An 11,122-nucleotide genomic window follows, 5' to 3' on the forward strand; every position below is an offset into this window, starting at 1 on the left:
CTAACCGGTCGACTTGATCAACAGAGGAGAGACGACGAATGCCCAGCACGACCGAAAAGCTCCTGTCGCTCCTCAACGGCCAGCCGGTCATACCGGTGCTGAAGATCGCCAATCCCGCCGACGCGGTGCCGCTGGCCCGGGCGCTGGCCCGCGGCGGCCTGGCGGCGATCGAAATCACGCTGCGCACCGCCGACGCTCTGGAGGCGATCCGCCGGGTGGCGGGCGAGGTCGAAGACGCCGTCGTCGGCGCCGGCACCATCCTGGACGCCCGCCAGTTCGGCGAGGCGGCGGCCGCCGGTTCGAAGTTCATCGTCAGCCCAGGCATCACCCGCGAGCTTCTCGCGGCAGCCAGGGACAGCGACGTGCCGTTGCTGCCCGGCGCCATCACGCCGGGAGAGGTCATGGCCGCGCGCGAAGCCGGCCTGCGCTTTCTGAAATTCTTCCCGGCCGAACAGTCGGGCGGCATCGGCTCGCTCAAGGCTTTCGCCTCGCCGCTTGCCGACGTGAAATTCTGCCCGACCGGCGGTATCACCGGCAAGAATGCCGCCGACTACCTCAGCCTGCCCAACGTCATCTGCGTCGGCGGTTCCTGGGTGGCGCCGGACGATCTGGTCAAGGCCGGCAAATGGGACGAGATCGAAGCCTTGGCGCGCGCCGCAAGCAAGCTCGGGCGCTAGCACCTTCTGTATGAAAAGCCGCTGCCGATCTGGCCTGCAGCCGATCTGGTTCGCCGGCTGGTTCCCGCTCATGGGCTCGAACCACGATTCACGCCTTCAAAGGGCGCTGTCCTACCATTAGACGAAGCGGGAGAATGCTGACCAGTGGTTAGCATCCCGGGACGAAGGAAGCCAGTGCCGGCGGTGGAGGCAGCCGCGCGGGATGCCCAGCGCGGCCTACTCTGTCTTGAAGCGGGCTACCGACATGAACTTGACGGCCTTGCCGGTGAAGCGGTTGGCGTCGGCCATTTCGTTGCCCGGCTGGAAGCCCACGGTATAGACCTCGCTCGGTGCCGTACGGACGAAGTCGTAGGCGTAGCGCGGCGCCGTTGTCGCATCTGAAACGGTTGCGACATACTCACCGCTGTGCAGCGCCCAGCGGGCAGCCTGCGGCGCGGCGGCGACCACCACCGGCTTGGGGCCGGGTTTCAGGTCGCGGGCAGTGGCCCTGGGCTCCTTGCGTGTGGTCTTCACGCCCGCACCGATGACGGCCGCCGGATCGGAGCCGGCCGGGCGGGCAACGATGGCCTCGCGCGGCGATGCCCCGTCGCTCGATGCCCCGTCGTCGTTCGCCGGTTCCTCGAACACCGATGCTTGCTCGGAAAGCGACGCGACCTTGTATTCGTCGGTCGCGCTGACCCGTTCCAGAACGGCCTTGACCTCGTCGGGCTGGGAGCTGTCTGGCCGCGCCGACGGCAATACCGAGAATGCGTCGGTGGCGGTGTTGCTCCGCTCGGCCGCACTCGCCAGCGCCAGCAACACTTGCTTGTCCTGCGGTGCAAGACCCGCCTGCGAAAGATCGGCCGGCAGCGAATGATCGGGCCGCCAGCTCGGCACGGGAATGGTGTTGGCCGCGACCTGCACCGGGCCGGCCGCAGCAGACGGGTCTGCCATGCCGAACGGAACGTTTTCAGGCGCCATGCTTGCCGGCGCTTGCGCGGTCGCCACCGCCTGTTCGGTCGATCCAGCCGCATCCGCCACGCCGAACGGAACGTTTTCAGGCGGCTGGGCGCCGACTTCGGTCTTCGGACGCGGAGCAAAATCCGGCAGCGGAATGCTGCGCGCCGGCAATGCCGCGATGATCGTCTCCGGCGTGTCGTTCTCCGGTTCAGGCGCAGGCGCCGGAGCATCGGCGGCTTCCGGAATCTCGGCGCGCTTGGCGTCCTGAGGCGCCACGATGGCAATGCCAGGCAGGTTGCTGCTCTTGGCGGACGGCGCCGGCTTCACGTTACGGGGCTTTGGCGCTGGCTCGGCCATCGCCACATCGGCGCTGTCGTCCGCCTCGTCGTCGCCGCCGCCGAAGAAGGCTGCCAGGAAGCCGCGGGATTTTTTGCCACCGCCGCTTGCGCTGGCCAGTTCGATGGCCGGCGCGCCGGCGCCCTTGCGGGCCTTGTAGGAGGCGAGCGCCTGTTGATAACCAGGCAGCGGCTTGCCGTCGCTCGGTACATGCAGCGTCTTGCCGTTGGGGAACACGCGCGCCAGTTCCTGGCGGCTGATGCCGGGCCAGTGGCGCACGTTGCCGACATCCATATGCACGAAGGGCGAGCCGGAGCTGGGATAGTAGCCGACGCCGCCGCCCTGCATCCTGAGGCCAATGTCACGCAGCTTCTTCAATGGGACGCCAGGAACGTAGAAATCCATCGCCCTGCCGAGCATGTGCTGGCTCTTCTCGGCGACGCCCCTGCTGCGGCTGCGCAGCATCGAATTCGTCGACGGCGAACGATAACCGCACACGACCTGGATATAATCGGTGGCGCCGCTCTCCCGATACGCTTCCCAGACCAGGTCCAGCAGGCGCGGATCCATCTTGGTCGGCTCGTTGCGACGCCAGTCGCGCAGGATGATGTTGATCTTTCGCAATCCCGCCTGGTCGTAGCGGCCATTGCGCTTGTAGACGATCTCCGCCTTTTCATGCGTGTGGAGATGATAGAGTTTCAGCGAGCGTGTCTCGGCGCTGGCGCCGGTTGCCGCCGCTGCAAGGAACCCGACGGCAACAATCACCGCTGCCAGCCATCTCGGCCAGACGCTCATGTGATAATGCCGCCCGTTTTTGTGTCGTTCGATTCTGTTCAAATCAAAAGGCCTTGCAGGCTGCCGTTTTGTCCCCGGATTTGACCAAACGGATGCGTGGTGTGTGCATCCGAATATCGATCCTAATGGTTAATCATCGCTTATTGAAGCCGAAATGCGGTAACACGGTGGCGATATCCCGCCAAAAATATTGCGCAGGATATCTTGGTAAACCGCTGGTTTAGATCATGTTTTGGCGCTAGCTCGAAACACGATCTGTTACCGTCCGCCTTAATACGTGAACACTGCGGCGAATACCTCGTTTCGAGGCGTGCTTGCTTCGAATGGATGCCCGGATGAGAACCCGCTTGGCCCTGTGGCTCAGGAAGCGAGCCGTTCGACCCGGCCGGTTTCCGGGTCGATGCCGTATTCCTTGAGCTTGCGGTAGAGCGTCGACCGGCCGATGCCGAGGCGGCGGGCGACTTCGCTCATCTGGCCGTTGTAGTGGTCGATGGCGAGCTTGATCATTTCGAGCTCGACGTCGGCCAGCGCACGCACATTGCCGCGATCGTCGAGCGCCCGCAGCGTGCCGAAACGAGGCCTGGCCGGCGCATCGGGCTCGGCGGCTGCGATGCCGCCGGCGGCCGGTATGCTGTCGCGCGGCTGGCTGCCCGAAGCCAATCCGGAAGCTGGCCACCCTGGAGCTGCCCCCCCTGGAGCTGGCCCCCCTGAAGCTGGCAAGGCGATACCCGCATCGAGATTGACCGTGCCCTCGACCTGCGCCCGGATCTGCGGGAATTCTTCTTCGGTCAGCATGTCGCCGTCGGCGAGCACCGAAGCCCGGAAGACGGCGTTTTCGAGCTGCCTTATGTTGCCCGGCCAGTCGTAGGCCTGCAGCATGGCAAGCGCCGCAGCCGAGATGCCTCGCAGACGGTGGCGCGGATCGGTGGGCGCCACCTTCTCCATGAAGTGCTCGACCAGATAGGGGATGTCGTCGCGACGGTCGCGCAATGGCGGCACGAAGATCGGATAGACGTTCAGCCGATAGAACAGGTCCTCGCGGAACTTGCCGTCCTTGACCTGTTGCAGCAGGTTGCGATGGGTTGCCGAAATCAGCCTGATGTCGACCCTGACGGTCGAGCGCCCGCCAACCGGATCGACTTCGCCGTCCTGCACGGCGCGCAACAGCTTGACCTGCACGTCGAGCGGCAGGTCGCCGATTTCGTCAAGGAACAGCGTGCCGGTGTGCGCTTCGACGAACTTGCCGGTATGTTTTTCGGTGGCGCCGGTGAACGAGCCCTTCTCGTGTCCGAACAGGATCGATTCGACCAGATTGTCGGGGATGGCGCCGCAATTGACGGTGACGAAGGGTTTCGAGCGGCGGTCGCCGCTGCCCTGGATGGCGCGCGCCACCAGTTCCTTGCCGACGCCGGATTCACCTTCGATCAGGATCGGAATGTTGGAGGCCGCAGCCTTGCGGCCGAGCCGGATCACCCGATCCATCGCTGGACTGTGGGTGATCATGTCCTTGAACGTCAGATGGCCGCCGCGCTGCCGTGACGAGCGCTTCACTTCGCCTTCGAGCGCTTCGACCTTGAGGGCGTTGCCGATCGACGCCTGCAGCCTGTCGGGAGAGGCCGGCTTGACGACGAAGTCGAAGGCGCCGTGACGCATTGCCGAAACGACGGTTTCGATGCCGCCCTGCGCGGTCTGCACGATGACAGGAATGTGGATGCCGCGCTCGCGCATCGCCTTCAGCACGCCGATGCCGTCGAGGCCGGGCATCATCAGGTCGAGGATGACCACCGACACGTCGCGCGCATTGGGCCCGTCGACGAGATCGAGACCGGCCTCGCCGCCATCGGCGACGATCGCCGTGTGGCCGAATTTCGTCACCGCCGCCTCGAGCAGCCTGCGCTGCACGGGATCGTCATCGACTATGAGTATGGAAGCTGCCATGACTGATCCGACCGTGCCCCGCCCGAGAATGCGCCCTATGGATCATCTTGGCACAGGGTTCTAAATAAGCTTTCAAAAAACCCGGTGAATGAATTCCTTAGGATTTGACCGGCTTCTCGTTTCCTCGAATTTTTGTGTCTGGAAGGATCGGCAATGCGCATGGTTTTTGCTCGAAAGCTGGCGGCGGCGCCCGGTCAGGGCGTGGCGGAGCTTGGCGATCTTCCGGAATGGAATCTGGCCGATCTCTATTCGGGCATGGAAGCGCCCGAGTTGAAGCGCGACATCGCCAAGGCCGCCGCGGATGCCATCGCCTTTGAAAGCCGTTGGAAAGGCACGCTCGCCGCCGAGGCCGGGCGTGGAAGCGCCGGCAGGCTGGGCGAGGCGCTTCAGGCCTATGAAGCGCTGGAGGAGCTGATCGGCCGCATCGTCTCCTATGCGGGGCTTGTCTATGCCGGCAACACGTCGGATCCGCAGCGCGCCAAGCTCTATGGCGACATCCAGGAAAAGATGACCGATGCCAGCGCGCACCTGCTGTTTTTCGCGCTCGAGCTGAACCTCATCGACGATAGCGCGATCGAAACCGCACTCGCCGCCGATCCGGCCTTCGCCCATTACCGGCCCTGGGTGCTCGATCTGCGCAAGGACAAGCCCTATCAGCTCGAAGACCGCATCGAGCAGCTCTTCCATGAAAAATCGATCACCGGGCGCGGGGCCTGGAACCGCCTGTTCGACGAGACGATGACCGATTTGCGCTTCGACGTCGACGGCGAGGAGTTGACGCTGGAGCCGGCACTCAATCGCCTTCAGGATGCCGACGGCGAGGTGCGCCGCCGGGCATCCGAGGCGCTGGCCGCAACCTTTCGCAAGAATTTGCGCGTCTTTACGCTGGTCACCAACACGCTGGCCAAGGACAAGGAGATTTCTGACCGCTGGCGCGGCTTCGAGGACATTGCCGATTCCCGCCATCTCGCCAACCGCGTCGAACGCAGCGTGGTGGATGCACTCGCCGCCGCGGTTCGCGACGCCTATCCGCGCCTGTCGCATCGCTATTATGCGATGAAGGCGCGCTGGCTCGGCATGGAGGTGATGAACCACTGGGACCGCAATGCGCCCCTGCCGGAGACCCCGCAGGCGGTCATCGGCTGGGACGAGGCCAAGAACACCGTGCTTTCCGCCTACCAGCGCTTTTCGCCCGACATGGCGGAGATCGCCAGAACTTTCTTCGACCGCAACTGGATCGATGCACCGGTTAGACCCGGCAAGTCGCCTGGTGCCTTCGCGCATCCGACCGTGCCGTCGGCGCATCCCTATGTGCTGCTCAACTACATGGGCAAGCCGCGCGACGTGATGACGCTGGCGCACGAGCTCGGCCACGGCGTGCACCAAGTGCTGGCCGGCGGCCAGGGCGCCTTGATGGCGTCGACGCCGCTGACGCTGGCCGAAACCGCATCGGTGTTCGGCGAAATGCTGACCTTCCGCTCGCTGCTCGAGCGGACCACCGACAAGCGCGAACGCAAGGCCATGCTCGCCCAGAAGGTCGAGGACATGATCAACACGGTCGTGCGCCAGGTCGCCTTCTACGAGTTCGAGCGCAAGGTGCATGCCGAGCGCAAGAGCGGCGAATTGACCTCCGACAAGCTCGGCCAGTTCTGGCTTGAAGTGCAGGCGGAAAGCCTCGGGCCGGCGATCAAGCTGCGCGACGGGTACGAGGTTTTCTGGACCTATATCCCGCACTTCATCCACTCGCCTTTTTACGTCTATGCCTATGCATTCGGCGATTGCCTGGTGAACTCGCTCTACGCGGTCTACCAGAATGCCGAGCGCGGCTTTCAGGACAAATATTTTGCCATGCTGCGCGCCGGCGGCACCAAGCATCATTCCGAGCTTCTGGCGCCGTTCGGCCTCGACGCGGCCGACCCTGCCTTCTGGCAGATCGGGCTTGGCGTGATCAGCGGACTGATCGACGAGCTGGAAGCATTGGACAATTGATGCGCAACACTGGGTGATGCGCAACACCGGATGACCGGGTTTTCCAGAACAGTTTAGCTGCAATGCATATTGGCGATGGTTCTATTCTTGTCTTGGATATTTGTTCTTAAATAACTTTCCATGGAAGTTTTCCGTTAGATTCCCGTAAGCTGTATGATAGCGTCCGCCCTCAAGCTCAGCCGGGCACGTATGGATCCGGTCGGAAAATCCCGACCGGTCATGTCGCGTCGGCGGATGCGACAACGGTTGTTGGCCAGGGGCAAACCGGTCGCCGACAGCTCGATCGAAGCCGGCTGTTCTGCAGATTGCGGAACCACCATCGAATGGTCCTTCGCCGAGGTCATGGCCCCACAGGCCAGGGCGGACGGATCGGACTGGAGAGAGAAAGACAATGGGCACTTTTTTCTACATGCTCCTGGCGTTCCTGGTAGGTGTGTTGGTTGGCTGGTTCATTTGGGGACGCCTGCGTGGCGAGCTCGACAGTTTGCGCGGCGATCTCGACCGCACGCGCAGCGAACGTGACAGATTGCGGGCCGATAGCGACCGTCTGACCGGTGAGTTGGATGCATGCGGCCGCGCCCGCGCCGACCTCGAGCGGCGGCTAGGCGAGGCGCCGGCCGCCAAGGCGCCAACCGCGGCAACAGCCAAGGCGCCAGCCGCCAAGACCAAAGCCGCGATGCAGGCGCCGTCAACCCTGATGTCGACATCCGCACCAGCCAAACCGGCGCCGAAAAAATCTGTAACGGCGAAGGCCGCGACTGCGCCACGCGCAAGTGCCGCGAAAACGGCAACGCCGAAACCGCCTGCATCGAAAGCAAGCGCCGCGCCCAGGGCCGCGCCAGCGGCAAGCAAGGCTGCGCCGGTGGCAAGCAAGGCCGCACCAGCGGCAAAGAAAGCCGCGACCGGCAACTCAACGACCGCAGCGGCGGGCAAAGCCAACGATCTGCGTCGCCTGATCGGCATCGGCCCGACCAACGAGCGGCTGCTCAAAGGGCTTGGGGTCACGACCTATGCCCAGATCGCCGCCTGGACGCCCGACGATGTCAAGCGGATCGAGGCGACATTGAATTTCGACGGCCGCATCGAACGTGAACGCTGGATCGAGCAGGCGAAACTGCTTGCCGCCGGTGACGAGAAGGAATTTGCGCGCCGCTTCCCGACCGCGGGAGAAGCCAGCAATACCTGATCCATGGCAAGACGGCATCTGGAACAAGGCGGCGCCCTCTGGCGCCGCTTTTGTTTTTGCCCCCCGCGCCTTTGCGTCTTGAGACGCCGTTCCCTCGATTGCGCACGGTCGAGCCCCCATATAGATCGATCGCTGGTGACCGCAGCATCCGAGCCTTATGTCCCTGCCCCTGCCCTTTGCAATCTTCCGGAACGACGAGACCGCGCGTCAGCTCGTTTTCGACCGGCCGGCCGAGATAATCGCAGCGCATTGCGAGGCGGACTTTTTGCCGGCCCTGGAAGCAGTGCAGGCCGCACATGACGGCGGCAAATGGCTGGCCGGCTATTTCTCCTACGAGGCCGGTTACCTGCTCGAACCCAAGCTCGTTCCGCTGCTGCCGGCCGGCCGCCGCGCCCCGCTTTTCTGCGTCGGCGTGTTCAACGCGCCGGTCGAAGAGACGGTCGCGCCAGGCGATCTGCCGGCTAGCAACGGCCCGATTTTTGACGCCAAGGCAGCCTGGTCTTCGGACGACTACGCCAAACGCTTTGCCAGGCTGCATGACCACATCCGCAAGGGCGACTGCTACCAGGGCAATCTGACCTTTCCTGTCCACGCGCAATGGTCGGGCGATCCACTGGTCGCCTTCAACGCGCTAACCGAACGCCAGCCGGTAAAGTACGGGGCGCTGGTCGCGCTCGGCGATCCGATCGTCTTGTCGCGTTCGCCGGAACTGTTCTTCGAGGTCGACGCGGAAGGCATGATCGAGACACATCCGATGAAAGGCACCGCGCCGCGCGGCGCCACCAAGGCGGAGGACGATCGCCTGAAAGCGTTCTTGCGCAACGACGAGAAGAACCAGGCCGAGAACCGGATGATTGTCGATCTCCTGCGCAACGACATTTCACTAATCAGCGAGGTTGGCACGCTCGATGTGCCGGAGCTTTTCCGCATCGAGAGCTACCCGACCGTCCACCAGATGGTGAGCCGCGTACGGGCGAAACTCTTGTCCGGCCTCACCATCCGCCAGATTTTCGCCGCGCTGTTCCCCTGCGGCTCGATCACCGGCGCGCCGAAGATCCGCGCCATGGAGATCCTGCGCGAGCTGGAAGGTGGCCCGCGCGATGTCTATTGCGGCGCCATAGGCTGGATCGCGCCCGGCGGCCGGATGCGCTTTTCGGTGGCGATCCGCACCATCTCGCTCTTTGCCAATGGCGAGGCGGTCTACAACGTCGGCGGTGGCGTCGTCTTCGATTCGACGACCGAAGAGGAGTACCAGGAGTGTCTGCTGAAAGCCCGTTTCGCGACGGGAACACTACCGATTTCGAACTGATCGAAACAATGCGCTGGGAGCCCGGCTCGGGTTTCCTCCGCTTCGACCGCCATCTCGCGCGGCTTTACGGCTCGGCAAGCGAACTCGGTTTCGCCTGCGATCCGCAAAGGGTCGGCGAAGCGCTGATGAATGCGGTTGGCCACCAACAGATCGCGATGCGCACCCGCCTCGTCCTGTCGCGCAAGGGCGAAGTCGCGGTTTCGGTGCAGCCCTACGAGCCGCTCGCCGCAGACAAGGTCTGGACACTGCAGCTGGCGCGGGTGCGGCTTGATTCGAGCGACATGCTGCTGCGTCACAAGACCAGCCGCCGACAAACCTATACGCGCGCCCGCGCCGAATATCTTGCCAGCTGCGCCGACGAGGTGCTGCTCGGCAATGAGCGCGGCGAAATCTGCGAGGGCACGATCACCAATGTCTTTGCCGATTTCGGCGACGGCGTGCTGGCCACGCCGCGGCTCGATTGCGGCCTGCTGCCTGGCGTCCTGCGCGGTGAACTGCTGGATCAAGGCCGCGCCGGCGAAGCGGTCTACACGTGGAACGAACTGAAATCGGCCAAGGCGCTGTTCGTCGGCAACTCGCTGCGCGGATTGATCCCGGCGCGGCTGGGCTGAAGCATCGGGAGACAACAATGTTCGTGGTTTCGCTGAACTACAAGGTGCCGCTGGCCGAGATCGACCGCCTGCAGCAAGCGCACATCGAGTGGCTGAAGGCCTGTTATGCGGAAGGCATTTTTGTCGCCTCCGGGCCGAAGCGGCCGAGGACCGGCGGCATCATCATCGCGCACGGTCCACGCGAGGTGCTCGATGCCAGGCTGGCGGACGATCCCTTCGCCAAGGCAGGCGCCGCCGATTACGAAATCACCGAATTCACGGCGAGAATGGCCGCTGCCGCACTGGAAGTCTACAAAGAAGCATGAGTTTCCGCCCACCGACCCACACACCCTATGACGGCTCGTCGAAACTGTTCACCATCGGGCTGAAGCCGCTCAATCTCGATAGATGGATCGAGGTCGACGAATATCTGCTGCCCTATCTTGCCGAGAAACGCCGGCTTTACGCGGAAATTCCCGACAAGGTTTTTGTCGAGGAGCAAGCCACGCGCGACGCTCAGCGCGAAGTGCTCGATCTGCTCGGCGCGCATCTGGCGGCGAACTTTCCTGAGACCCACAGGCGTACCGACAACGCGATCGAGGTGATCGGCGGCACCGACAATCTCGAAGGCCCAGGAACCGCAGCTTCTTTCAGCGATGCGCCGCTTGTCGCGGCCTCGTTACTCGTCCAGGAGGATTTGATCCTGATGCGCCGCGACGAGAGCGGCTGGCGTCTGGCGGCCGGCTCGCTCTGCTTCCCCTCGTCATGGTCGCTGATCGAAAAATTCGGCAAGCCGCTGCAGCAGATCCACGCGCCGGTACCGGGTTTCGGTCCGGGCACACGCCCGGCCGATCTCATCAACCGCATGTTCGACGGCCTCCAGGGCCAAGCCGTCGAACGCTATAACTGGTCGATCCAGGCGGGCGACGCGCTCTACCATCCGCTCTCGAACCTCGAACGCATCGACCGCGCCAGCAGTCGCCCGTCGAGATTCCCGGACGGCGACATCGACGCCCACGCCTTTATCCGCGTCGAGCGGCAGACGCTGAGAAAGCTCCCCGTTTCGGGCGACGTACTCTTCACCATCCGTATCCATCTCGACCCGCTCGCCGTGCTGGAGCGCCACCGCGACCGCGCGTCACTCGCAGTGTCCTTGGCCGAACAACTTCTGGCGCTGGACGAGGCACAGCTCGACTACAAGGGGATGACCGCCGACCGTGACCGCCTGGTCGCGTGGCTCAGGGCGCTGGCGCTGTCCTAGATGTTTAGTCCCGGCATTTGCTGGAGCGGATTGAGAGTGAAGCGCTCGGGCTGGGAAGCCCATGCCTTGCAGATGAACTCGTAGGGCGTGAAGCCCTTGAGG

General features: G+C 64.0%; 9 protein-coding genes and 1 tRNA gene. 7 read left to right on the plus strand and 3 right to left on the minus strand.

Annotated features, from left to right (window positions below; translation table 11 throughout):
* Positions 1 to 38: 38 nt before the first annotated feature.
* Entirely contained in the window at positions 39 to 677 is a 639-nt protein-coding gene (locus NKH13_RS12410; protein ID WP_352912620.1) for a 2-dehydro-3-deoxy-phosphogluconate aldolase, read from the plus strand.
* A gap of 58 nt (positions 678 to 735) precedes the next feature.
* On the opposite strand, the gene NKH13_RS12415 is transcribed toward NKH13_RS12410, so the two are convergent.
* The 3 genes from NKH13_RS12415 to NKH13_RS12425 form a co-directional block, all read right to left on the minus strand.
* Positions 736 to 809, minus strand: a tRNA-Gln gene (locus tag NKH13_RS12415).
* Positions 810 to 893: 84 nt separating this feature from the next.
* The gene (locus tag NKH13_RS12420; RefSeq protein WP_352713501.1) at positions 894 to 2,747 is read right to left on the minus strand and encodes a peptidoglycan L,D-endopeptidase MepK; all 1,854 of its coding nucleotides are present in this window, start codon (positions 2,745 to 2,747) and stop codon (positions 894 to 896) included.
* Between the two features lie 360 nt (positions 2,748 to 3,107).
* Positions 3,108 to 4,685 carry a sigma-54-dependent transcriptional regulator gene (locus NKH13_RS12425; protein WP_352912621.1) on the minus strand — a complete coding sequence of 526 codons (1,578 nt, stop codon included), beginning with the start codon at positions 4,683 to 4,685 and terminating at the stop codon, positions 3,108 to 3,110.
* A 153-nt stretch (positions 4,686 to 4,838) separates the two neighbouring features.
* On the opposite strand from NKH13_RS12425, the gene NKH13_RS12430 reads away from it, so the two are divergent.
* From NKH13_RS12430 to NKH13_RS12455, 6 genes are all read left to right on the plus strand, one after another.
* Positions 4,839 to 6,674: a M3 family oligoendopeptidase gene (locus tag NKH13_RS12430; protein WP_352912622.1), complete on the plus strand. Its 1,836-nt coding sequence runs from the start codon at positions 4,839 to 4,841 to the stop codon at positions 6,672 to 6,674.
* Positions 6,675 to 7,065: 391 nt separating this feature from the next.
* Positions 7,066 to 7,860, plus strand: a complete 795-nt coding sequence (locus NKH13_RS12435) for a helix-hairpin-helix domain-containing protein (RefSeq protein WP_352912623.1) — start codon at positions 7,066 to 7,068, stop codon at positions 7,858 to 7,860.
* 157 nt (positions 7,861 to 8,017) lie between these two features.
* Positions 8,018 to 9,169, plus strand: a complete 1,152-nt coding sequence (locus tag NKH13_RS12440; protein WP_352713510.1) for an aminodeoxychorismate synthase component I — start codon at positions 8,018 to 8,020, stop codon at positions 9,167 to 9,169.
* Positions 9,118 to 9,780 carry an aminotransferase class IV family protein gene (locus tag NKH13_RS12445; RefSeq protein WP_352912624.1) on the plus strand — a complete coding sequence of 221 codons (663 nt, stop codon included), beginning with the start codon at positions 9,118 to 9,120 and terminating at the stop codon, positions 9,778 to 9,780. Before NKH13_RS12440 ends, NKH13_RS12445 begins: the two co-directional genes overlap by 52 nt.
* Before the next feature lie 17 nt (positions 9,781 to 9,797).
* Positions 9,798 to 10,085, plus strand: a complete 288-nt coding sequence (locus NKH13_RS12450; protein WP_352912625.1) for a YciI family protein — start codon at positions 9,798 to 9,800, stop codon at positions 10,083 to 10,085.
* Positions 10,082 to 11,020, plus strand: a complete 939-nt coding sequence (locus NKH13_RS12455) for a heme-dependent oxidative N-demethylase family protein (RefSeq protein WP_352912626.1) — start codon at positions 10,082 to 10,084, stop codon at positions 11,018 to 11,020. Before NKH13_RS12450 ends, NKH13_RS12455 begins: the two co-directional genes overlap by 4 nt.
* Positions 11,021 to 11,122 lie beyond the last annotated feature (102 nt).

The sequence above is a fragment of the Mesorhizobium sp. M1348 genome (genome assembly GCF_040317925.1).
Lineage (GTDB): Bacteria > Pseudomonadota > Alphaproteobacteria > Rhizobiales > Rhizobiaceae > Mesorhizobium.